This is a genomic window from Streptomyces sp. NPDC001507 (assembly GCF_042894765.1).
GTDB lineage: Bacteria > Actinomycetota > Actinomycetes > Streptomycetales > Streptomycetaceae > Streptomyces.
Genome location: NZ_JBIAVV010000006.1, coordinates 101,799 through 123,961 on the forward strand (window position 1 = coordinate 101,799; position 22,163 = coordinate 123,961).

Genomic DNA, 22,163 nt, shown 5'->3' on the forward strand with positions numbered 1-22,163 from the left:
CCTCAGCCGAGCGGCCGGACGCGGATCAGCCGGGTCTCGCCCGGGCGCAGGGTCGCGCTGTAGGTGGTGGCGACGGTGCCCTTGTGGGAGCCGGACCACAGGTCGGTGACGTCACCCGAGCCGGTGAAGCCGACCTGGGACCAGTCCACGCTCACCGTGGAGCTGCCGGAGGTGCCGGTGTTGAAGAGGGCCACGACGTACTGGCCGTCGCTCTCCTTCTTGCTCCAGACCTGCTTGACCCCGCTGTTCACGATCCGCTTCGCGGCCACCCCGTCCTGGTCGACGCCGATCAGCCGGTCGTTGGTGAGCATGGCCTTGTCGACGGTGTCGAGGTGCGTGAGGTCGGTGCCGAGGAGCAGGGGCGCCGCGGCCATCGCCCAGAGGGTGAACTGGGAGCGCCGCTGGTCGGCGGTGAGGCCCGCCTGGTCGCCGTTGCCGATCTCCAGCGAGTCCAGGTCGTTCCAGCCGCCGGGTCCTGCGTACTGCTGCCAGCTCGCGGCCGTGTTGAAGCGGGCGGAGACGTGCGACCAGTCGGTGAGCGGGTAGCCGCTGCCGTTGTCGCCGGGGCCGCAGTAGCACTCGACGTCGCCCTGGGTGCGCCAGCTGTTGGCCAGGGACCGCCAGGTCGGGGCGTCGGCGATCGCGAGGTTGTTGGAGAGCGCGAAGGTGATGGGGCGGCCGGTGACGCGCAGGGCCTTGGACCAGGCCTGGACGTCGGGGATGTCCTGGCTGCCCACCCCGTCGATCTTCAGGTAGTCGACTCCCCAGGAGGCGAACTGCTTCGCCCAGGAGTTCACGAATTCCTGGGCGCCCGGCTTGGAGTAGTCGATGTAGTACATGTTCTTGCAGTTGTAGTTCTTCTCGGTCTTCGAGGTGTCCGCGATGTCCTTGGCGTGGTACGAGGTGCCCTCGATCGGGGTGTTCCTGGTGACGGCGTTCTTCGCGATGCCGGGCGTGACGTAGAAGCCGAACTTCAGGCCCTTGGCGTGGACGTAGTCGGCGAGCGCCTTGATGCCGTCGGGGAACTTGGCGGGGTCGACGGCCCAGCGGCCGTAGGAGTCGACGGTGAAGCCGTTCGCGTCGCACTTCTGCCAGAAGTCGTCGAGGTTGACCTGGACGAAGCCGTGGTCCTTGAGGCCGCTCGCGGCGAGTGCGTCGGCCTGGGCCTCGATCTTGGCCTGGGTGGGCCACCGGCGCACGAAGCTCCAGCTGCTCCAGCCCATCGCGGGCCGCACCGCCTGGCCGTTGTCGGAGGCGGGGGCCCGGTGGCCCGGGCTCAGCAGCGGCACCGCGGCCGCGGCCAGCAGCGCGGCGGCCGCCGCGGTGAGGGTTCTGGTCCGGGTCACGGGCGTTCTCCGTTCACGGGTGTGGCGTAGGCGGTGCCGATCCACGCCTCGTCGACCCGCAGTCGCTGGTAGCGGGTGGTGTCGGTGGCGGCGGCCCAGGTGGAGTCCACCTCCAGGCGGACGTAACGGGCGGTGGCGGCGGTCAGGTCGATGCCCTGGATGCCGCGCCGGCTGGGCAGCTGCCCGGACTTGACCGCACTCCCCCAGGTGGTGCCGTCGTTGCTGACGTACACCTTGTAGTCCTTGATGCGCGCCGACTGCTCGGTGTCCGAGCGGGCGTAGGCGACCGAGTCCTCGCGCTGGTTGAGGCCGATGTACTGCACCTTCTTGGCCGAGCCGAGGTCGAAGGTGAGGTTCACGGGCAGGGTCTTGTTGTTGTCCCAGTAGGTGAGGTGGTCGCCGTCACCGGCGGCCGAACCGGCGTGCCCGCTCGCCGCCGCGCTCGCGGTCACCTTGACTCCGGTGAGGATGCCCTGGCGGCCGGCGGTGGTGATCTTGAGGACGGTGTCGTACGGGTCCCAGTCGCCGAGTCCGGTCAGGGTCAGCACACCGCCGGACTGGGACCACGAGACCGCCTTGCCGGTGCGGAGGTTGGTGACGGAGGCGACGCGGTAGCCGTTGTCGCGGATCCGCAGGGTGCTGGTCGACGGCGGGGTCAGGACGTGGACGTACTGGCGGTCGGGGTCGTCCTTGGCGATCGTCGTCACACCGTGGGCGCCGTCGTTCCAGAAGCCGGGTTTGAGGCCGCCGTACATGTAGCCGCCGCCCTCGGTGCCGTGCAGGGACTCCCAGATGGGGTTCAGGTACGTGTTCGCGAAGTTGTTGAAGGCGGCCTGGTTCGCCGGGAACTTGCCGTTGACCTGGGCGGTCTCGGCCATCAGGGCCTTCACCGAGGAGCCCGCGTTGGTGACGAGGCGGCCGAGGGTGAGCATCTTGTCGACGGAGGGGTCGGAGCCGTCGTACCACCACGCACCGGTCGAGGGCAGCTTGAAGTCGGCCTCGGTCAGGCGGGGTTGGGCGGTGTAGACGGCCTGCGGGTAGTCGTAGGCCGGGGTCATGCCCGTCTTCTGCTCGTTGCTGATCATGTCCATGATCGGCGTGTCTTCGTTGTTGTTGCTGAGCGTGTAGTTCGGGCGCTTGTCGTAGATCTGCTGGTAGAGGTTGTGGCTCTCCCAGTAGGAGTTGTCGTTGTCGATCCAGAAGCCGCCGAGGTCGGGGTAGCGGTCCATGACCTCGAAGAAGTTGTCGTAACTGAACTGCCCGAACCCGTCGTTGGTGGTGAGGTCGACGTTCTTGCCCTTGTAGGCGGAGTACGCCGCGGAGTCGAGCCACTCGTGGCCGCCCTCGTCGTGCCACTGGGGGTCGTTGGTCATGTAGAGGATGACCTTCATGTCCTTGGCCTTGGCGGCGGCGATCAGCTCGCCGAGGAAGTCCCGCTTGGTGGAGCAGGAGCCGGGGATCTTCGACGGCCAGGGGCGAGCGTAGCCGAGGCGGCTGTGGAAGGTCGCGAGGACCAGGTACTGGGTGTGCAGCTTCTGGGCCTCGTTCACCCAGTAGCCCGGGGTCCAGCCGCCGTTCGTGACGTCGTTCTCCCAGGCGGTGCAGTTGGTGTGCGCGGGTGCGGTGCGCTCGCCCCAGTGCAGGAAGAGCCCCCCGACGGAGTTGCGCAGGAAGTCCTGGCGGGGGTTCTCCAGGTCGAGCGGGTGCGTGGCCGCCGTGCAGTCCTGGCTGCCGGAGACGCGCAGCGCCCCGCCCGAGCTGTTGTGACTGTCCGTCAGGCAGGCGCCGGTGACGTCCTGGAGGCCGATGTCGTACGGGGAGTCACTCCCCTTCTCGGCGGTGAAGCGGGTGAGGCGCAGATCGCTCGCCGAGTTGGCGATGACCGCGGGCCGGCCGTCGTTCGCGGCGAACTTCACGCTGCTGTCGGTGAACTGGACGTGGTCGGCGTTGTGCAGGTACCAGCCGTAGGCCGGCCGGGTGCCGATGGCCTTGGGGTTGTAGTCGTTCGGATCGTTGCTCGGCACTCCGGTGGACATGGTGCCGTTGCCGCCCGGAACCGTGATGTTGACGTTGTTGAAGGTCACTCCGCTGATGCGGTGGCCGTTCTCGCCCCACAGGGTCGGGCTGAAGGAGGGGCTGTTGCCGGTGGCGGTGATGTCGTCGTACGTGACATTGCTGATCGATCCGACGCCGGGGCTGTTCCCGCAGCGTTTCCGCGTCCCGATCTTCTCCATGATCGGCGAGTGCACGTTCGTCATGGTGATGTCGCGGTAGTGGACGTCGGAGATCTTCGCGCCGTCCATCGAGACCATGCCGAGGCCGGACTTGTCGGCGCCGTCGATGCGGATGTTCTCGAACCGGTAGTCCGAGAAGTCGCCGCAGGTCTCGGAGCCGAACATCAGGGCGTTGCAGCATTTCGCGCCCAGTGTCGAACCGCTCACCCGCACATGCCCGTTGGGCAGTTTGGCGCCGAGGGCGTAGTCGCTCTTGAAGACCAGGGCGTCGTCGTTGGCGTGGATGGTGGCGTTGGTGATCGTGGCGTTCGTCGTGGAGATGACGTTCCAGCCGTCGCGGTCGCTCGCGGTGTCGATGGTCAGGCGGTCGGACGTCACGTTGGTGCAGCCGTTGATCAGGGCCGCGAAGTGGCCACCGCGGCGGAGGGTGAGGCCGTCGCCGATCCGGAGGCCGTCGCACCGGGTCAGCGAGATGATCTTGTCGGCCTCGCCGGTCTTCGGGTTGCCGGTGATCAGGTTGCCCGCGCCGTCGATGACGCCCTGGCCGACGAAGCCGATGTCCGTGAGCCGGTCGCCGTAGATCATCGCGTCGTGGAAGTGGCTGTGGCCGTAGTCCTGGTAGGCGTCGTACGGGTTGGACTCGGCCTTGTCGTAGGTGTCCGCGCTGGAGCCCTGGAGGGTGGCACCCTTGTCGAGCTGGAGTGTCACATGGCTCTTCAGGTGGATCGTGTTCTTGGACTTGTAGGTGCCGGCGGTGAAGCGGACGGTGCCGCCGCCCGCGGAGTTCGCGGCCGTGATCGCCTTGTCGACGGCCGGGCTGTCGTTGGTGGAGCCGTCGCCCTTGGCGCCGTAGTCACGCACGTCGTAGACGGCGCCGGCGCGGGGTGCGGCGGCGTGCTGGGCGGCGAGGGCCGCGGGGTGGGTGAGGCCGAGGACCACGGCCACCACGAAGAGGATGACGGCCGCCGCGCGGCGGCCCGGACCGGTGGGGGGTTTCATGTGGCGTCTCCTCACACCAGTTGATAGCCACGGAGGTTGGTGAGCAGGAGGTAGGTGTCCTGCAGGGACCCGGAGGTGTCACCGAGGGAGCGGTAGATGCCCCACTTCGGGCGGACCCGGTCGGCCAGGAAGGTGTCCACGCCGGTCTTCGAGGCGTCGATCACGGTGGCACCGCCGGACTTGAGGATCCAGCGGACCGAACCCGCCGAGCCGTTGCCGACCTTGATCTGGAAGTCGACGTCGGTCCAGGAGTCGTGCAGCGGGTCGAGGTCGGTGCGGCCGACGATGATGCCGTCGGTGGCGAGGTTCAGCTCGATGGTCTGCTTGCCGTTCACCCGCCGCAGCGACTGCGTGACGATCGGGGAGGTGCCGCTGCCGGGCTGCTTCATCTGCATGATGTGCGTGAAGGTGGTGGTCGCCTTCAGCGAGCTCGGGATGTACATCGAGTAGGTGATCCGCCAGGTCTGGCCCTCGTTCCACTTGAGGTAGCCGCTGGAGCCGGTGCGCAGCCCCGTCACCTCCTGGCGCTGCCGGTCGGTCGAGGTGTCCCGGTCCACCGTGTGCATGTTGAAGCGCCAGTTGCTGCCGGTGACGAAGATGTGCGGATGCCCGGCGGGGTGCGAGTCGGCGCGGTCGTCCTCGACCGTCTCGAAGGCGCCGAGTCCGTCGCTGCTCGCGGAGGGGGCCCACTTCTGCTGCCAGGAGGCGGCGTGGGCGGTGGCGGGCAGCCCCAGCGCCGCTCCGGCCGCGCCCGCGGCAGCCGCGCCCAGCAGTGCTCTTCTGGATGTGCTCATGACACTACTCGCCTCGCAGTTGTTCGTTCATGATCAGGAAGGCGCCCAGACCGTGGAAGTCGTTGGTGGCCCGGGAGCGGCCGACGTAGTACGCGTAGTCGCCGACGTTGGTGCCGATGGAGATGTCGGCGAGGTTGGTGCGGCCGTCCGAGCCGACCGAGAGCTTCGCCAGCACGCCCTGGTAGCCGCGGTGCGCGACGGCGGCGTAGTGCGGGTCGAGGTAGCCCTGCTGGACGCCGCGGGAGAGGGCGTAGGTGAACATGCTGGAGCAGGAGGTCTCGGTCCAGTTGCCGGACTGGTCGCCCTTGTCCATCACCTGGAACCAACGACCGGTCGCCGGGTCCTGGTACTTCTCCAGACCGGCGGCCAGCTTGCGGAAGACGGACAGGAGTTGGGGGCGCCGTGCTTGGTTCGCCGGAACGGCGTCCAGGACGTTGACGATCGCCATGGAGTACCAGCCGACGGCGCGGCACCAGTGCTCGGGGGCGAGCCCGGTCTGCGGATCGGCCCAACTCGCGGTCCCCGACTCGTCGTAGGCGTGCTTGAGCAGTCCGTTCGCGACCTGCAGATGACTGCCGTAGACGTACAGCTGCTTCGCCGCCTCGTCGTCGGTGTAGGTGCTGTCGCCGAACTCCTTGCCGTACTCGACGAGGAACGGGTTCACCATGTAGACGCCGTCCGCCCAGAGTTGATGGGCGCGGCTGGAGTTGTCCGCGTGCCAGAAGCCGCCGTCGCCGGTGCGCGGATAGGTGTTCAGACGGTCGCGGATCTTCTTGGCCGCCTTGCGGTAGCGGTCCTGGCCCGTCTCGTGATGCAGGATCACCAGGAGCCGGCCCGCCTGCATGCTGTCCAGGCTGTTGAAGGACTGGTCGATCGACCCGTCGCTCTTCACGAACCGGTCGACGTAGTCCTTGATGTAGGTGAGGTAGCGGGGGTCGTGGGTGCGCCGGTACGTGAGGTACTGGCCGTAGAGGTAGAGGCCGACAGGGTAGGACCAGCCGCCGATGGTGCTCGGGGTGTAGCGGGCCATGGTGGAGTCGACGACCGCGGTGGACCAGTCGGTGGCGGCGGCCGGCCTGGCCGGGGCGGCGGCCGCGGCGAGGGCGGGCGGGGGGACGGCCGCGGGGAGCGCGACCAGGGGGGCGGTGGTGAGGGTGACGGCCGCGAGGGCGACTCGCAGGCGTTTCATGGTCCTCCTTCTGCAAGGGCTTCTCTGGGGGCGGCGGCCTCGGAGGTCCGCCGCAGGGGTACGAGGTGGTGGCCGGGGGCGTGGCGGCAGGCCGGGTCGGTGTTGCGGGCGTCTCCGGTGAGTGCGTACGCCTGGCAGCGGCAGCCGCCGAAGTCGGCGGTGCGCAGGGCGCAGCCGCGGCAGGGCTCGCGCATCCAGGACTCGCCCCGGTAGGCGTTGAAGGCTCCCGACTCCCGCCAGATCCAGGCGAGTCGTCGGTCCCTGACACTGGGCGGGTCGAGGCCGGGCAGGGTGGCGGCGGCCGGGCAGGGCAGGACGGTGCCGTCCGGGGTGACGGTGAGCGAGATCCGGCCCCAGCCGCCCATGCAGGGTTTCGCCGTGCCGGTGAGGAGGTCGGGGGCGACCCAGACCAGCTCTGGTTCGTCGAGGCGCCGGCGCCAGTGCAGGACCGCCTCGCGGGCCCGCTCGACCTGTCCCGGCAGTGGCAGCAGGGCGGCTCGGTTGCGGGCGGCCCAGCCGTGGTACTGGGTGTTGGCCAGCTCGATCCGGTCCGCGCCCCAGGCCACGCCGAGCGCGATGAGGTCCTCGACGGCGTCCAGGTTGCCCCGGTGCAGGACGACGTTGAGACCGAAGGGCAGGCCCGCCGCCCGGATCAGCCGGGCCGCGCGTTCCTTGGCCGTGAACGAACGGGCGCCGGCGATGCGTTCGGCGGCCGTCGGTGCCGCGTGCTGCACGGACAGCTGCACCGCGCGCAGCCCGGCCCCGACCAGCCCTGCCAGCCGCCGCTCGGTCAACCCGAGCCCGCTGGTGACGAGCTGGGTGTGCAGGCCGGCGGTGTCCGCGGCGCCGACCAGCTCGGGCAGATCGCGTCTGAGCAGCGGCTCGCCGCCGGACAGATGGGTCTGGACGACGCCCAGCTCGCCGGCCTGCCGGAACACCTCCGCCCACTGCGCGGTCGGCAGCTCCGCTGACCGACCGATCAGTCGGACGGGGTTCGAACAGTAGCCGCAGTGGAGCGGACAGGCGTGGGTGAGCTCGGCGAGCAGTGCCCAGGGCGGCGCGGGTCCACCCGGCTCCGCGGTCGTCATCGCAGCCATCCCTCCTTCCGCAACGCGCTGAGGAACTCCGGGACCTCGGTCGCGACCGGGGCGCCCGGGAAGGCCCCGGACAGTTCGGCGACGATCTCGGGCACCGCCCGGGTGCCGTCGCACAGCCGGAGCACGCCGCCCGCCCGGCCGTGCAGCACGACCACACGCTCGGGCAGCAGCAACAGGTCGGTGCCGCGGACCCGGTCGTGGCGCAGCACGGCCGTGCGGGCGAGGACGGGGTGCCAGGTCATGGCCCACCGCCGTCCGGAGCGTCGTCCCGGCCCCCGGTGTCCCCCCGGTCCACGGCGTCGAGCAGCGCCCAGAGCACCTCGCACTTGTAGGCGAGGGCGGCGACGGCGCGGTGCTGCTCCTCGCGGGTGCGGGCCCAGGACATGACCAGCGCGAGGGCCTCCGCACCGTCCCGGGCGCCCTGGTCGACGCGGGTGCGGAAGTAGCCGAGGCCGGCCGGGTCGATCCACGGGTAGTGGCGTTCGAAGGCGGCGATGCGGGTGCGCATCAGGCCGGGCGCGGACAGTTCGGTGAGGGAGGCGGCGACCGCGTCCAGGGCGGGGCGCAGGCGGCAGAAGGTGACGTACCCCTCGACCGCGAAGCGCACCCCGGGCAGCACCCGGGTGCTGTCCCACAGCTGTTCGCGAGAAAGGCCGGCCGCCTCGCCGAGGCGCAGCCAGCGCTCGATGCCGCCCTCGCCGTCGGCGGTGCCGTCGTGGTCGCGGATGCGGCGCACCCACGGACGGCGCAGCTCGGGCCGGTCGAGTCGGGCGAGGATCAGGGCGTCCTTGACGGGGATGTGCCGCTGATAGTGGAAGCGGTTGGCGATCCAGCGGCGCAGTTCGGCCGGGGTCAACTCGCCCCGGTGCATGCGCTGGTTGAAGGGGTGGCGGTCGTGGTAGCGGTCGGCGGTGACGGCGCGCAGTCGTTCGGCGAACTCCGCGGCCGGCCAGGGGCCCAGGTCCGACCCGGGGTGGACGGTGGTGGCGGCGGTGACGGTCATGGTGGCCCGCCCGCGGCCGATCAGCGGTCGCCGAGGGCGTAGCCGGTCACTTCCAGGGCGGTCTCCACGATGTGGTAACCAGGGCTCCGCCAGACCTTTTCATCCGATGTCTGCGGGGCGGCGGGTGTCTGTTGACGGTCCTCGGAGGGCGTCTCGTTCATGGGGTGGGTACCTGCTTTCCTGAGGTCGGGGGGTCTCAGAGCGCAGAGAGAGGTTTCTCGTTCACAGGGTCCGATCGGGAAACCCACAGGGATGTTCACATCTCTGGACCGGGTTCAGCGATACGTCCGACGATGCGCACCAGAGTCCCGGCAGAGACGGGCCCCGGTCAATGGTCCGGACCCATAAGGTCGGATGCATTTCCGGCCAATCTCCGCCCGCACCGGCCGGCCCACCGGTCAGTTCCGGCGGATTCCGCGGTCAGGAATGCGTCCGGGCCGGTGATCGTTGACGATGGGAGTACCACCTGTCGACAACCTAAGGATCGAGAGCTCGTGAGCAGCAAGGTCCCCCCGAAAATCCTCAACAACGGCGTGGAGATGCCCCAGCTGGGCTTCGGCGTGTGGCAGGTGCCGGACGACGAGGCCGAGCGGGCCGTCGCCACGGCACTGGAGGCCGGGTACCGCAGCATCGACACAGCGGCGATCTACGGCAACGAAGAGGGCACCGGCAAGGCGATCGCCGCGTCCGGCGTACCGCGTGCGGACATCTTCGTCACCACCAAGCTCTGGAACGCCGACCACGGGTACGACGCCACGCTGCGCGCCTTCGACGCGTCGCTGGCGAAGCTGGGTCTGGACTACCTGGACCTGTACCTGATCCACTGGCCGCTGCCGGCCCGGGGCAAGTACATCGACTCGTACAAGGCGTTCGAGAAGCTGTACGCGGACGGCCGCGTCAAGGCGATCGGTGTCTCCAACTTCCTTCCGGAGCACCTGGAGCGGCTGATCGCGGAGACCTCCGTCATCCCGGCGGTCAACCAGATCGAGCTGCACCCGCACCTGCAGCAGCACGCGGCCCGCGAGTACCACGACGAGCAGGGCATCGCCACCGAGGCCTGGTCGCCGCTCGGCTCGGGCAAGGGCCTGCTGGAGGTCCCGGCGATCGTCGCGATCGCGCAGAAGCACAACCGCACCCCGGCCCAGGTCGTGCTGCGCTGGCACATCCAGCTCGGCAACATCGTGATCCCGAAGTCCGTGACACCGTCCCGGATCAAGGAGAACATCCAGGTGTTCGACTTCAGCCTGGACACCGAGGACCTCGCGGCGATCAGCGCGCTCAACGAGGACCGGCGCATCGGCCCGGACCCGGCCACCTTCGACGTGGGCTGAGCCGGAGCCCGTCCCGCCGACGGCCGTCCCGCCCCGCACGGGGCGGGACGGCCGTTCGCGTTCCCGGACTCCCGTGCGGGGCAGGTCAGTCGGCGCGGACGTCCGCGTGCAGGACCTCGAACTCCTCCAGACCGACCACGGTCACGCGTGCCTTGGCGGCGTCCGCGCGCCGGGCCTCGGCCTGTCCGGCGCGCGAGGCGGCCATCGAGGCGCGGTCGACGAAGAGCGAGCCGGCCATGCCCCGGCCCCGCTGCCGGTCGACGAACAGGGAGCACTGGGCGAAGCCGGGCAGTCCCTCCAGCCGGGGCAGCGCCGAGGAGCGGAAGGTCTCGGCGAACAGGTCCGTGTCGGCGGGGTCGAACTCCACCCGGGTGGAACGCAGACCACCGCCGGTTCTCGGCGGCCGCACGGCGTGGTGGACGGCGACCTCGTAGTTCTCGACGGCGACGGTGCCCGCGAACGGTTCCAGCATCGGCCTGCGCCGCTCGCGCATCACCTGGTCGCTGTTGCGCCGGGCCGCCTCGGTGCCCCACCAGCTCACCGCGAGCAGTTTGCCCAGCTCCCGGTCGATGAAGACGCCCGCGCCCCGGTACTCGGGACGCTCTTCGAGCAGTTCGCGCCCCTCGCTGTTCAGCGCCCTGACGGCAGCCTCGAGTTTCGCCGGATCGCCGGTGACGTACACCGCGCGTACGAACATGACCCCTCGCCTTCCAGGAGCCACCGGAGCCACCGCCGAACCCCCGCACGGCTCCTGAGCAAATATCCGGAATGTCCTGCCCCACCAGTCTTCCCTGGTGGCCATATCACCGCAATGCGCGAGAAATCACCGAGTTGACATCCAGGGCTTGACGCGGACATGCAGCCGGGTCCACCTTGTACGACACCCGGTCAGGAAACTTTCCTAACAGAAGGGGACCCCCCACAGTGCGCATCCGAACACTGACCCTTGCCGCGGCCTCCGGGGCCGCACTGCTCGCCGCCGGAGTGCTGCCCGCGAGCGCGTCCGGCGCCGTCCCGAAGTCCGCCCAGGAGGGCTCGGTCAGCGCGGCCGACCTGCTCGCCAAGGTGACGTCCTGTTCCCAGATCTCCAGCGGCAAGTACAAGACCGACGACGAGACGTCGGCGACGATTCCCGTCTGCGGCAAGAACGGCGCGGTCTTCTGGAAGGCCGACATGGACATCGACTGCGACGGGCAGCGCACCACCAACTGCAACGAGGACCGCGACCCCTGGTACCAGGACGACACGGCGTTCCACCAGTCCGACGGCAAGCCGCTGAAGGCCGAGTCGCTGCCGTACATCGTGGTCCCCAGCTCCAGCAGCATCTGGAACTACTCCAGCGCCGGCATCAAGGGCGGCGGTGTGGTCGCCGTGATCTACAACAACAAGGTCGAATACGCGGTGGTCGGTGACACCGGCCCCACGAAGATCATCGGCGAGGCCTCCTACGCCACCGCCAAGGCGCTCGGCATCGACCCCGACCCGGCGACCGGCGGCGCCGACTCCGGCGTGACCTACATCCTGTTCAAGAACTCCAAGGTGTCCCCCATAGAGAGCCACAGCGCGGCGGTGACCCTCGGCGACCAGCTGGCCAAGCAGTTCCTGGCCAACAACTGACCGGGCACTCTCACCCTGCCACCGGCCCGGGGCGGGCGGACGGCCCGGTACCACGCGGTACCGGGCCGTCCGGGCGCCGGGGCGGACTACCCCTTCCCGGGGGCCTGACCCGCGACAGCAGAGGGTGCTGTGCGCCCGGCGGCCGCCAGGAGTGCCTCGGCGGTCGCCGGGTCGGCCGGCAGGAATGCCTCCAGCTTCAGTTCGGCGAGTGTCACGTCGACGGCCGTGGCGAAGGTCGTCACGGTCGTCATCAGGCGCAGTTCGCCGTACGACGACCGCAGGCGCAGCGGCACCGCGAAACCCAGAGCCCCGGCGGACCGCTCCAGGTCGGGAACGTATCCGGTGAGTTCGGAGCGCAGCTCCTCGAGGTGACCGAGGCGGGCCAGGATGTGGCGTGCCCATTCGGCGAGGTTGACGATGCGCGGAGCCAGGCCGTCCGGGTGCAGGGCGAGGCGGTAGATGTTCGTGCCCTCGCCCACCAGTCGGGGCGCCGCCCCCTCGGTGATCAGGTCGAATGCGGTGTTCGCGGCGATCAGGTCACCACCGCGGTCCACCACCAGCGCCGGATACGGCAGATGCCCGCGCAGGATGTGGCCGATCGCCGTGCGCACGGGAGCCAGCGCCGGGTCGTCCAACGCGCTCTCGGGGTAGGCGGGTGCGTATCCGGCGGCCAGCAGCAGTTCGTTGCGCTCCCGCAGTGGCAGTTCCAGTGACTCGGCCAGGCGCACGACCATGTTCCGGCCGGGGACGGACCTGCCGGACTCGATGAAGCTGAGGTGCCGCTGGGTGGTGCCCGCCCGGAGCGCCAGGTCGAGTTGGCTGAGATGCCGGCGGGTACGACGTTCGCGAAGCGCACGGGAGAAGTCCACGCGCCTGTTCTAACGGTGGCGGAGAGCCCCAGGCCATTCCCCGCAGGGAATTGCCGCCCGTCCACATCGCCCGTGAACATCGCCGGCATGGACATCGGTGTGCTGCTTCCGACCGGAACCGCCCAGTGGGGCCCGTCCGACGACCCCCGTGACCTGATCTCTTTCGGCCGCCGGGCCGAACGCCTCGGCTTCTCCTCGCTCTTCGTCAACGACTCCCTCATCAGCCCGCGCATCGAGGCGCTCACGATGCTGGCCGCGCTCGCTCCCGCGACCGAGAACGTGACGCTGGGGACGGCGGCACTGATGCCGTTCCTGCGCCGTCCCGTCCAGGCGGCCCAGTCCCTCGCGTCGATCGACCTGCTTTCCGGAGGCCGGCTCACCGTGACCGTCGGCGCCGGCTTCCCCGGCCGCTTCGGACGGCCCCTCTACACGCTGTCCGAGCTGCCGTGGTCCAGGCGCTTCGCCCGCCTGGACGAGACCGTCGCCCTGTGGCGGGCCCTTTGGGACGGTGCCGGAGCCTTTCACGGCGAGATCCTCCGGTTCGCTGACATCCCGCCCACGACCAGGCCGTTCCGACCCGGCGGGCCGCCCGTCTGGCTCGGCGGCGCGACCCCTGCGGCGCTGGCCCGTACCGGCCTGATGTACGACGGATGGCTGCCCTACCCGCCCGAACCGGCCGACTACGCCTCCGGCCTCCGCGACATCCACCGAGCGGCGGCCGATGCCGGACGCGCCGGCACGGACATCACCCCCGCGCTGTTCGTCTCGGTACGGATCGACGACGACGTCGAGAGCGGCCGCCGAGCACTGGACGGCTACGCACGGTCCGCGTACGGCATGCCGCTGGAGGAACTGGAGAAGATCCAGGCAGTCGTCGCAGGCTCCGCCGACCAGGTGTGCGAGCGCCTCGGACAGTACGTCGCAGCCGGCGTCCGGCACCTCGTCGTACGCCTCGGTTCCCTGGGCCTGCCCTCCCAGCGCGACCAGCTCGAACGGGCCGCGGACCTGATCCCGGCCGTACGGGCGGCGGCGGATCACACCTCCCGCTCCGGCGGCTCCTGAGCCCGGCCGAGCCGCCCGGGATGTCGACGGCGGGGCGAGTCTCAGGCGGGCCGTACCGCCGTGTGCACCGTGCGGGCGCCGAGGACGAACAGGTCGGACCTGCGGAGCAGGCTCGCCGGGTCGGCGGGGTCGAGGAGGCGGTCCAGGGTGGCCAGGTCCTCGGCGTGGAGGTCGTCGGTGAGGGTGTCGCGGAAGCGGGCGAAGATCTCGACGGCGTAGGCACGGGCCCGGTCGGAGGCGGGCGCCGGCAGGTCGATCAGGAAGCTGCGGGTGCGCGCGTACTTGAGGCCGACGGAGGAGAGCAGCGTCGGCCAGTCCTCGGTCTCGGCGACCGAGCCGGGCAGTTCGGCGCGCATCCGCGCGAACCACTCCTCCTGCAGCGCGTCCAGGCGGGCCTGGAGCCCGGGGCGGCCGATGCCGATGTCGCGGGGCAGGAAGCGGCTGGGCAGGCCTCCTTCGAGGATCGCCAGGGTGCCGCCGGGCGCCAGCCGCTCGGCGAAGGCGGTGAGCGCGGCCCGCTGGTCGCCGAGGTGGTGCAGGCTGTGCCCGGCCCACAGCAGGTCGGCCGGGTAGTCCAACTCGTCCAGCACACCCGGGAGTTCACCGGCGAGCACGCCGAAGCGGTCGGCCACGCCCAGCCGCTCGGCGCGGGCCAGGGCCCGGTCCAGGAGCGGCTCACTGCCGTCCACGGCCAGCACCCGCGCACCCGGGAACACCTCGGCGAACAGGCACGACACCACCCCCGGCCCGCTGCCGACGTCGACGATCAGCCCCGGCTCGGTGACCTCCTTGCCGAGCCAGCTCAGCGCGCTCTCGTACAGGGGCGCGAAGAGCTCCGCCTGCGACTCCAGGTGACCGGCCATCTCGGCCCAGTCGATGTCGCTGCCGGAGTGGGCGTGGGTGTGGCTGTGGTCGTGGGTGTGCTTGTGGGTGTCCGCGTGGTGGTGGTCGTGCGCCATGGGGTCAGCCTCTCGTCCGGGTGCCGCCAGGGTGCGACGGCGCACCGCCCGGAGGCCAGTCCTGTTGCCGGTGCGGCAAAAAACCCGATGCGGACGGCAAGGCGGACGGTCCAGGATGGCCGGGTGGACGACGAGTTGGTGGACCGCTTCCTGACCGACGGTTTCGTGAAGATCGAGGGCGCGTTCCCGCCGCGCGTCGCCGAGGACTGCGCCCGGCTGCTGTGGCGCGAGACGGGGTACGACCCGCACGCCCCGGACACCTGGAAGGACCCCGTGGTGTGGGTGGGCGGCATGGCGCAGGGTCCGTTCGCGGCGGCCGCCAACTCCGTCGCACTGCACCGGGCGTTCGATCTGCTGGTGGGCGAGGGCCGCTGGGTCCCCCGCTACTCGCTGGGGAGCTTTCCGCTCCGGTTCCCGCACCCGGAGGAGCCCGACGACGCCGGTTGGCACATAGAGGGCAGCTACCTCCCGGACGGTGTCGAGACCCGCTGGTACCACACGAACCTGCGCTCCCGCGACCGCGCGCTGCTGATGCTGTTCCTCTTCTCGGAGGTGACCGAGCAGGACGCGCCCACCCGGATCCGCGTCGGCTCGCACCTCGACGTCCCGGCGGTCCTGGAGCCGTACGGCGAGGAGGGCGTCTCCATGCTGGACATCGCCCCGGAGGTCGTCGAGGCCTCCGCGCACCGCCCCCTCGCGTACGCCACCGGCCGCCCCGGTGACGTCTACCTCTGCCACCCCTTCCTGGTCCACGCGGCCCAGCCGCACCACGGCACCCGCCCCCGCTTCATGGCCCAGCCGCCGTTGATGCCGGCCGCTCCCTACGAGCTGGAGCGGCCGGACGGGGCCTACTCGGCGGTGGAGTCCGCCATTCGTCGGGGCCTGTCCCGCGCCCCCGAGGGGCGCGGGGTACTGCGCGGCCAGCCACACACGGCCCGCAGCGTGGAACCCGGCTCAGCGGATCATCACGGCAACGGCGGATAGGCGTTGGCCATCAGCTGCTGGAACTGGGCGGAGAACCAGTGCCCGGACAGCGGCGCGTTCGGCAGGGCGCCGGACATGTTGTTGCCGTTGCGCGCGTTGCCCGTGTACGTCGGGTCGCACATCCGGTCGAAGCCCTTGCCCTCGTCGTTCGGGATGGCGGTGCTGGAGCCGTCGGACTCGCCCGGAGGCTTCATCCAGACGTAGGCGTCGATCCCGGCGGCCGGGCCGGCCTGCGGGCGCTCGCCGAGGCCGGCTCCGGACTGGTTGCACCAGTTGCCGACGTGGATCCGGCGGTCGTAGCGGCCGCCGTCGACGTACGTGTCCACGCTGGTCGTCGGACCAGGACCGGCCGGCCGTGCGCTGCCGCCCCAGCCGTTGCGCGAGGTGTCGATCAGCATGCCGATGCCGGAGTTGAAGCCGACCGAGACCAGTTCGGTGCGGAAGGCCTGGGCGAAGGACAGCTCGTCGACGTAGCGGTTCCAGTCGACCCACTTGGACTGGCGCACGGAGGTGCCGTTCACCGTGTCGTTGACGGTGAAGTTGTTCTCCTTCAGGGCGCTGTAGTTGGCCGTGTTGGTGATGAAGCCCTGGACGTCGTCGACGGTCGCGCCCTCGGCGGTGGCGGCCTGGTGGAGGACCTGGGCGGAGGGGGCGAAGTTGTCGTCCCAGCCGAGCCAGCCGTGGTGGCCGGCGTCCAGGTAGTTGTAGACGTTGGGGATGGCGCCGAGTTTGGCCAGGGCGTAACCGACGCCCTTCACGTAGTTGCCGTTGGCCAGCATGGTGTCGCAGTTGGCGGTGGCGGTGGCGCGGCTGCCGGTGTTGGTGACCAGGTTGGGCAGCGAGTCGATCTCGATGGTGGTGACGATCCGCAGCGAGGCGTACTTGCTGTCGGAGAGGATCGCCGCGATCGGGTCGATGAACTGGGTCTTGTACTTGTCGATCTCCGTCGGACCGAGTTCGCCGTTGGAGGCGAGGGCCGAGCAGTCGCGTCCGGGCAGGTCGTAGACGACCAGCTGGACGACTTCCTCGCCGCTGCCCTTCTGGGCCAGGGCCGCGTCGAGGTGGTCGCGCAGGCCCATGCCGCCGTTCACACCGTCGATCGCGGCGATGCGGTCGAGCCAGACGCCGGTCGGCTGGTTGGAGACCCGGGTGCCGCCCGGTTCGGCGGCGGCCTTCGCGGACCACTCCGGGTTCACGTACACCTTGGCTCCGGAGTACGGGTTGTCGACGCGGGTACCGGAGCCGCCTCCGTTGCCGCCACCGCCGCCGCTGCCGCTGCCGTCGTCGACGTTGCAGGTGACGCCGTCGAGGGTGAAGGCGGTGGGGATCGCGTTCGTCCCGCTGTACGTCCCGTTGAAGCCGAAGCTGACCGAACCGCCGGTCGCCAGGGTGCCGTTGTAGGTCTCGTTGTTGGCGGTGACGGCCGCGCCGCTCTGGGTGATCCTGCTGTTCCAGTAACTGCTCACCTGCTGGTTCCCGGCGTACGACCACTTCACCGACCAACTGGACTTCGCGGCCGCGTTGTTGGTGACGGTGACGGCGGCGGTGAAGCCGGAGCCCCAGTCGTTCTGGATCTTGTAGTCGACGGTGCAGGGGATCGCGGAGATCGCCGCCTGGGCGGCGGGGCTCACGGCGACCGCCGGACCCGAGACCCCGGCGACGAGCGCGAGGGCGGCGAAGACCGCCGTTCTGGTACGACTCATGAGTGCGGGTTCCTTCTTCTTGGGCGCACGCGCGTCTTGGGTGCACGTGCTTCTTCGGTGGGCGTGCTTCTTCGGTGGGCGTGCTTACGGGTTGATGGCCCTGAGGTGGTCGCGCAGTCCGGTGCCGTACGCCGTGGGCGTACCGCTGTAGTCGGAGATCAGGGACGGGCCGGCCGAGCAGTCCCAGGTGTTCCAGGTCCAGCCCAGGTAGGACAGGCCGTGGTCGTCGAACCACTTCATGACCTGGTCGACGAACGCGTGTGAGCAGGTGTTCTCGCCGATCTCCCCGGCGACCAGCGGCACCTGGGCCGCGACCGGGGCGAGCGTGGAGTTCCAGCAGCTCTCACCGGCGCAGGCGTTGAAGTTGTAGCCGTGGTAGGCGGCGACGAGGTTGCCGGCCGGGTCGGTGGGCTCGTACGCCCGCCACTGGCTGAGGTCGTTCGAGTACGCGAGCCCGCCGATCATGATGACGTTCCTGGCTCCGGCGCCCCGGACGCTGTCCACCAGGTCCTGCATCCCGGCGACCCGGTAGCCGATGCCCGGGCAGGTGCCGCCGTCCCGCCAGCACTGCCAGGCCTGGGTGGCCGTCGAGGTCGCCCGGTCCGGGTAGGGCTCGTTGAACAGGTCGAAGACGGCCGCCTGGTCGTCCTTGAAGGTGCCGGCCACCGAGGACCAGAAGGACGGGCTGTACTGCGCGTCCGGCATCGGCTTCTGGCAGGTGGCGTGCACGTCGGGGCAGCCGGCCGAGTTTCCGGTGTACTGGCCGTAGGACCAGTGGAGGTCGAGGATGGGCGTGAGGCCGTAGGACTCGACGCGGGTCACCAGCTCCTTGACGGCGTTGATGTAGTTGGCACCCGCGTACTCGGGTTTGACGTTGGAAAGGCCCAGCCAGCACTCCTCGTTGAGCGGGATGCGGACGGCATCGGTCTTCCAGTCGGCGATCGCCCTGATCGCAGCGTCGTCCACCGGGCCGTCCCAGATGCCGTAGCCCTGCACGCACATGAACTCGCCGCCGGAGCGGTTCACGCCGAGCAGGCGGCGGGCCGTGCCGCTCGCGTCCACGAGTTCGGCCCCGGAGACGTGCAGTGCCGGAGCCGTCCCGCCGGCGGGCGGCTCGGTGGGCGTGGGTGTGGGGGTGGGGGTGGGGGTGGGTGGTGAATCCACGTTGCACGTCGTGCCGTTGAGCCTGAACGCCGTCGGTGCGGTGTTGCTCCCCGACCAGGTCCCGAGGAACCCGGCGCTGACGCTCGCGCCGGCGGCGAGGGAGCCGTTCCAGCTCTCGTTGGCGGCGGTGACCGTCGTACCGGACTGGGACCACTTGGCGTTCCAGCCCTGGGTGACCTTCTGGCCGCCCGCGAAGTCGAAGCCGAGGCTCCAACTGCTCAGGGCAGCCATGTTGTTGGTGATGGTCACGGAGCCCTGGAAGCCGGTGTCCCACTGACTGGTGACCGCGTACTCGACCGTGCATACGGGTGTGGCGCCGGACGCCGACACCACCGGCACCAGTGCGGCGCCGACGAGGGCGGTCGCACCGGTGACGGCTAAGAGAACTGAACGCGGGGGGTGTCGCATGAGCGACTCCTTGCAGCTCGGGCGCGTCGTGACGGACGCGTCGACTGAACGGAATCGCTCCCACTGGTGCGAAGGAAGGTAGCGCCAAGTGCGGGGACAGACCAGGGGAGTTGCCTGACTTTTCCGCAGCGGGGTCCGTCGAATCTTTTCGACTCTTCGACGGCCTTGACCGCGCCATGCCACGTCTCCACTATGGGAGCGCTCCCACTGGTTCAAGCCTTGACTTCTCCCCGAGCCGCAAGCACAAGGAGGAACCAGCACATGCGACCCGGATATGCCTTACACCCCGGACGGAGGCGCAGCGCCGTGCGACGGTTGTGGACGGCCGTCGTCGCGGCCCTGGCCCTGCCCGTGTCGATGCTCGCGACCGGCACGACTCCCGCCCAGGCGGCGACGGTCCAGTGCAGCGTGGACTACAAGACCAACGACTGGGGCACCGGCTTCACCGCCGACCTCACCCTCACCAACCGCGGCACCGACGTGATCAACGGCTGGACGCTGACCTACGCGTACACCGGCAACCAGAAACTGGTCAGCGGCTGGAACGGCACCTGGGCCCAGTCCGGCACCTCGGTCACCGTGCGGAACGCGTCGTACAACGGCACGATCGCGGCCGGCGCCGCGGTGTCGACCGGCGCCCAGTTCTCGTACACCGGAAGCAACGCGGCCCCGACGGGCTTCGCCGTCAACGGCACGACCTGCGCCGGTGCACACCAGCCGCCGATCACCGTGCTGACCAGCCCGAGCGCGGGCGCGGTCTACACGCAGGGCGACCCGGTCCCGCTGGCGGCGACCGCGGCGGCGGCCGACGGCGCGACGATCGGCAAGGTGGAGTTCTACGACGACACCACGCTGCTGGGCACCGACACCTCGTCGCCGTACTCGCTCTCGGTCTCCAGCTTGACCGTGGGCAGTCATTCGCTGGTGGCGAAGGCGTACGACAGCCTGGGCGCGTCCGCGTCCTCGACGCCGGTCGGCATCACGGTCGCCTCGGGCCCCGCGGTGGTGGCCTCCCCGGCCCAGCTGGGCATCCAGCAGGGCGCGACGGGCCGGTTCGGGGTGAGCCTCTCGAAGCAGCCGAGCGCCGACGTGACCGTGTCCGTGGCCCGCACGGCCGGCAACACCGGCCTCTCCGTGAGCGCCGGATCGTCGCTGACGTTCACGCCGTCGAACTGGAGCACCGCGCAGAACGTGACCGTGGCGGCGGACTCCGCGGGCACCGGCACCGCGACCTTCACGGCGTCGGCGACCGGTTACACCGCCGCCACGGTCACCGTGACCGAGCTGACGGCGTCGAGCGCGTACGACGCCCGCTTCCTGGACCTGTACGGGAGGATCACCAACCCGGCGAACGGCTACTTCTCCCCCGCGGGCATCCCCTACCACTCGGTCGAGACGCTGATCGTCGAGGCCCCGGACCAGGGACACGAGACCACGTCGGAGGCGTACAGCTACCTTCTCTGGCTGCAGGCCATGTACGGCAAGGTCACCGGGGACTGGTCCAAGTTCAACGGCGCGTGGGCCCTCATGGAGAAGTACATGATCCCGACCCACGCCGACCAGCCGACCAGTTCCTTCTACAACGCGTCCAAACCGGCGACGTACGCACCGGAGCTGGACACCCCGAACGAGTACCCGGCGAAGCTGGACACGTCGGTGCCGGTGGGCTCGGACCCGATCGCCGGTGAGTTGAAGAGCGCGTACGGCACGGACGACGTGTACGGCATGCACTGGCTGGAGGACGTCGACAACGTCTACGGCTACGGTGACACGCCGGGCGGCGGATGCGAGGCGGGCCCGACGGCCGAAGGACCGTCCTACATCAACACCTTCCAGCGCGGTCCGCAGGAGTCGGTGTGGGAGACGGTTCCGCAGCCGACCTGTGACGCCTTCAAGTACGGCGGCACGAACGGGTACCTGGACCTGTTCACGGGTGACTCGTCGTACGCCAGGCAGTGGAAGTACACGGACGCCCCGGACGCCGACGCGCGTGCGGTGCAGGCCGCGTACTGGGCCGACGTGTGGGCGAAGGAACAGGGCAAGGGCGCCGACGTCTCCGCCACCGTGGGCAAGGCGGCGAAGATGGGCGACTATCTGCGCTACGCGATGTACGACAAGTACTTCAAGAAGATCGGCAACTGTGTGGGGCCGACCACCTGCGCGGCCGGCACCGGCAAGGACGCGTCGGACTACCTGCTCTCCTGGTACTACGCCTGGGGCGGGGCGACCGACAGCAGCGCCGGATGGGCATGGCGGATCGGGTCGAGCCATGTGCACGGCGGCTACCAGAACCCGCTGGCCGCCTACGCGCTGAGCTCGTACGCCGACCTGAAGCCCAAGTCGGCCACGGGGGCGTCGGACTGGGGCACCTCCCTGACCCGGCAGCTGGAGTTCTACCGCTGGCTGCAGTCGTCCGAGGGTGCCATCGCGGGCGGCGCGACCAACAGCTGGCAGGGGCGGTACGCGAGCCCGCCGTCCGGTACCTCGACGTTCTACGGCATGTACTACGACTGGGAGCCGGTCTACCACGACCCGCCGTCCAACCAGTGGTTCGGTTTCCAGGCCTGGTCGATGGAGCGGGTCGCCGAGTACTACCAGCAGACCGGCAACGCCACGGCGAAGACGATCCTCGACAAGTGGGTGGCGTGGGCGCTGTCCAGGACCACGATCAACCCTGACGGCACGTACCTGATCCCGTCGACGCTCCAGTGGTCGGGGCAGCCCGACACCTGGAACGCGTCGAGTCCCGGCTCGAACAGCGGACTTCACGTCACGGTCTCCGACTACACCGACGACGTGGGTGTCGCCGCCGCGTACGCGAAGACGCTGACGTACTACGCCGCCAGGTCCGGTGACACGACGGCGAAGTCCACGGCCAAGGCGCTCCTTGACGGCATGTGGAACAACTACCAGGACAGCCTGGGGATCGCGGTACCGGAGACGCGGGCCGACTACAACCGGTTCGACGACACGGTGTACGTGCCGAGCGGCTGGTCCGGGAAGATGCCGGACGGGGACGCGATCAACTCGTCGTCGACGTTCGCCTCGCTGCGGTCCTTCTACCAGGACGACCCTGCGTGGTCGAAGATCGAGAGCTACCTGGCGGGCGGAGCCGCGCCTGTCTTCACGTACCACCGGTTCTGGGCCCAGGCGGACATCGCACTGGCCATGGGGTCGTACGCGGAGCTTCTCGAATAGCCCCCGCCGGGCGCTTCGCGGGGTGGTCGGTGTCTCGACTGCGGGTCCGATGTGGCTGGTCGCGCAGTTCCTCCCCCAGCGCCCCCGACGGGGCGCTGGGTGCACCGCTTCTCCCGTAAGCCGTCCGAAGGTTCCGTGTGCGTGGTCCCGCCACCTGGCGGCGGGGCCGATCCGCCGGGCCGTCCCCACCCGCGGTGGGGACGGCC

General features: G+C 70.0%; 18 protein-coding genes. 5 read left to right on the plus strand and 13 right to left on the minus strand.

All coding sequences use genetic code 11. The features are described from left to right. Positions 1 to 2 precede the first annotated feature (2 nt). Genes ACFY0K_RS20485 through ACFY0K_RS20520 form a run of 8 tightly spaced genes read right to left on the minus strand, consistent with a single transcriptional unit; the run spans position 3 to position 8,823 of the window. A complete protein-coding gene (locus ACFY0K_RS20485) occupies positions 3 to 1,346 on the minus strand; it encodes a glycoside hydrolase family 27 protein (RefSeq protein ID WP_390641027.1) in 1,344 nt (447 codons plus the stop codon). Further along, a complete protein-coding gene (locus ACFY0K_RS20490; protein ID WP_390641028.1) occupies positions 1,343 to 4,579 on the minus strand; it encodes a glycosyl hydrolase family 28 protein in 3,237 nt (1,078 codons plus the stop codon). Before ACFY0K_RS20490 ends, ACFY0K_RS20485 begins: the two co-directional genes overlap by 4 nt. An 11-nt stretch (positions 4,580 to 4,590) precedes the next feature. Beyond that, a complete protein-coding gene (locus tag ACFY0K_RS20495) occupies positions 4,591 to 5,373 on the minus strand; it encodes a heparin lyase I family protein (RefSeq protein WP_390641029.1) in 783 nt (260 codons plus the stop codon). A 4-nt stretch (positions 5,374 to 5,377) separates the two neighbouring features. Next, positions 5,378 to 6,562 carry a glycoside hydrolase family 105 protein gene (locus ACFY0K_RS20500; RefSeq protein ID WP_390641030.1) on the minus strand — a complete coding sequence of 395 codons (1,185 nt, stop codon included), beginning with the start codon at positions 6,560 to 6,562 and terminating at the stop codon, positions 5,378 to 5,380. Continuing rightward, entirely contained in the window at positions 6,559 to 7,650 is a 1,092-nt protein-coding gene (pqqE, locus tag ACFY0K_RS20505) for a pyrroloquinoline quinone biosynthesis protein PqqE (protein ID WP_390641031.1), read from the minus strand. Before pqqE ends, ACFY0K_RS20500 begins: the two co-directional genes overlap by 4 nt. Further along, on the minus strand, positions 7,647 to 7,901 hold the full coding sequence (pqqD, locus tag ACFY0K_RS20510; RefSeq protein ID WP_390641032.1) for a pyrroloquinoline quinone biosynthesis peptide chaperone PqqD: 255 nt from the start codon (positions 7,899 to 7,901) through the stop codon (positions 7,647 to 7,649). Before pqqD ends, pqqE begins: the two co-directional genes overlap by 4 nt. Further along, positions 7,898 to 8,662, minus strand: a complete 765-nt coding sequence (gene pqqC, locus ACFY0K_RS20515; RefSeq protein ID WP_390641033.1) for a pyrroloquinoline-quinone synthase PqqC — start codon at positions 8,660 to 8,662, stop codon at positions 7,898 to 7,900. Before pqqC ends, pqqD begins: the two co-directional genes overlap by 4 nt. 20 nt (positions 8,663 to 8,682) lie before the next feature. Continuing rightward, entirely contained in the window at positions 8,683 to 8,823 is a 141-nt protein-coding gene (locus tag ACFY0K_RS20520) for a pyrroloquinoline quinone precursor peptide PqqA (protein WP_390641034.1), read from the minus strand. 333 nt (positions 8,824 to 9,156) lie between these two features. On the opposite strand from ACFY0K_RS20520, the gene ACFY0K_RS20525 reads away from it, so the two are divergent. After that, positions 9,157 to 9,993, plus strand: a complete 837-nt coding sequence (locus tag ACFY0K_RS20525) for an aldo/keto reductase (RefSeq protein ID WP_390641035.1) — start codon at positions 9,157 to 9,159, stop codon at positions 9,991 to 9,993. A gap of 85 nt (positions 9,994 to 10,078) precedes the next feature. Here the strand turns inward: ACFY0K_RS20525 and ACFY0K_RS20530 are convergent, their stop codons facing one another. Beyond that, the gene (locus tag ACFY0K_RS20530; protein ID WP_351961627.1) at positions 10,079 to 10,690 is read right to left on the minus strand and encodes a hypothetical protein; all 612 of its coding nucleotides are present in this window, start codon (positions 10,688 to 10,690) and stop codon (positions 10,079 to 10,081) included. 227 nt (positions 10,691 to 10,917) lie between these two features. Between ACFY0K_RS20530 and ACFY0K_RS20535 the strand changes: the two genes are divergently transcribed. After that, positions 10,918 to 11,610 carry a glycoside hydrolase family 75 protein gene (locus ACFY0K_RS20535; RefSeq protein ID WP_366365662.1) on the plus strand — a complete coding sequence of 231 codons (693 nt, stop codon included), beginning with the start codon at positions 10,918 to 10,920 and terminating at the stop codon, positions 11,608 to 11,610. A gap of 86 nt (positions 11,611 to 11,696) precedes the next feature. On the opposite strand, the gene ACFY0K_RS20540 is transcribed toward ACFY0K_RS20535, so the two are convergent. Then, the gene (locus ACFY0K_RS20540; RefSeq protein WP_390641036.1) at positions 11,697 to 12,479 is read right to left on the minus strand and encodes a helix-turn-helix domain-containing protein; all 783 of its coding nucleotides are present in this window, start codon (positions 12,477 to 12,479) and stop codon (positions 11,697 to 11,699) included. 78 nt (positions 12,480 to 12,557) lie between these two features. On the opposite strand from ACFY0K_RS20540, the gene ACFY0K_RS20545 reads away from it, so the two are divergent. After that, positions 12,558 to 13,541: an LLM class flavin-dependent oxidoreductase gene (locus ACFY0K_RS20545; RefSeq protein WP_390641374.1), complete on the plus strand. Its 984-nt coding sequence runs from the start codon at positions 12,558 to 12,560 to the stop codon at positions 13,539 to 13,541. Positions 13,542 to 13,582: 41 nt separating this feature from the next. Here the strand turns inward: ACFY0K_RS20545 and ACFY0K_RS20550 are convergent, their stop codons facing one another. Next, a complete protein-coding gene (locus ACFY0K_RS20550) occupies positions 13,583 to 14,500 on the minus strand; it encodes a class I SAM-dependent methyltransferase (protein WP_390641037.1) in 918 nt (305 codons plus the stop codon). Positions 14,501 to 14,587: 87 nt separating this feature from the next. Here ACFY0K_RS20550 and ACFY0K_RS20555 point away from each other — a divergent pair, with 87 nt between their 5' ends. Continuing rightward, on the plus strand, positions 14,588 to 15,484 hold the full coding sequence (locus ACFY0K_RS20555) for a phytanoyl-CoA dioxygenase family protein (protein WP_390641038.1): 897 nt from the start codon (positions 14,588 to 14,590) through the stop codon (positions 15,482 to 15,484). Here the strand turns inward: ACFY0K_RS20555 and ACFY0K_RS20560 are convergent. After that, the gene (locus ACFY0K_RS20560; protein WP_390641039.1) at positions 15,466 to 17,187 is read right to left on the minus strand and encodes a glycoside hydrolase family 6 protein; all 1,722 of its coding nucleotides are present in this window, start codon (positions 17,185 to 17,187) and stop codon (positions 15,466 to 15,468) included. The two genes, ACFY0K_RS20555 and ACFY0K_RS20560, sit on opposite strands and share 19 nt — an antisense overlap. A gap of 84 nt (positions 17,188 to 17,271) precedes the next feature. Continuing rightward, positions 17,272 to 18,759 (minus strand): cellulose binding domain-containing protein, encoded by a 1,488-nt coding sequence (locus ACFY0K_RS20565; protein ID WP_390641040.1) that lies wholly within the window; start codon positions 18,757 to 18,759, stop codon positions 17,272 to 17,274. 261 nt (positions 18,760 to 19,020) lie between these two features. On the opposite strand from ACFY0K_RS20565, the gene ACFY0K_RS20570 reads away from it, so the two are divergent. Beyond that, positions 19,021 to 21,957, plus strand: a complete 2,937-nt coding sequence (locus ACFY0K_RS20570; protein WP_390641041.1) for a glycoside hydrolase family 48 protein — start codon at positions 19,021 to 19,023, stop codon at positions 21,955 to 21,957. Positions 21,958 to 22,163 lie beyond the last annotated feature (206 nt).

Coding starts and splice junctions, on each gene's coding strand:
- ACFY0K_RS20490 (WP_390641028.1), bottom strand. CDS start 4,579: ATGAAACCCCCCACCGGTCCGGGCCGCCGCGCGGCGGCCGTCATCCTC.
- ACFY0K_RS20495 (WP_390641029.1), bottom strand. CDS start 5,373: ATGAGCACATCCAGAAGAGCACTGCTGGGCGCGGCTGCCGCGGGCGCG.
- ACFY0K_RS20500 (WP_390641030.1), bottom strand. CDS start 6,562: ATGAAACGCCTGCGAGTCGCCCTCGCGGCCGTCACCCTCACCACCGCC.
- pqqE (WP_390641031.1), bottom strand. CDS start 7,650: ATGACGACCGCGGAGCCGGGTGGACCCGCGCCGCCCTGGGCACTGCTC.
- pqqD (WP_390641032.1), bottom strand. CDS start 7,901: ATGACCTGGCACCCCGTCCTCGCCCGCACGGCCGTGCTGCGCCACGAC.
- pqqC (WP_390641033.1), bottom strand. CDS start 8,662: ATGACCGTCACCGCCGCCACCACCGTCCACCCCGGGTCGGACCTGGGC.
- ACFY0K_RS20520 (WP_390641034.1), bottom strand. CDS start 8,823: ATGAACGAGACGCCCTCCGAGGACCGTCAACAGACACCCGCCGCCCCG.
- ACFY0K_RS20530 (WP_351961627.1), bottom strand. CDS start 10,690: ATGTTCGTACGCGCGGTGTACGTCACCGGCGATCCGGCGAAACTCGAG.
- ACFY0K_RS20550 (WP_390641037.1), bottom strand. CDS start 14,500: ATGGCGCACGACCACCACCACGCGGACACCCACAAGCACACCCACGAC.
- ACFY0K_RS20555 (WP_390641038.1), top strand. CDS start 14,588: ATGCGGACGGCAAGGCGGACGGTCCAGGATGGCCGGGTGGACGACGAG.
- ACFY0K_RS20560 (WP_390641039.1), bottom strand. CDS start 17,187: ATGAGTCGTACCAGAACGGCGGTCTTCGCCGCCCTCGCGCTCGTCGCC.
- ACFY0K_RS20565 (WP_390641040.1), bottom strand. CDS start 18,759: ATGCGACACCCCCCGCGTTCAGTTCTCTTAGCCGTCACCGGTGCGACC.
- ACFY0K_RS20570 (WP_390641041.1), top strand. CDS start 19,021: ATGCGACCCGGATATGCCTTACACCCCGGACGGAGGCGCAGCGCCGTG.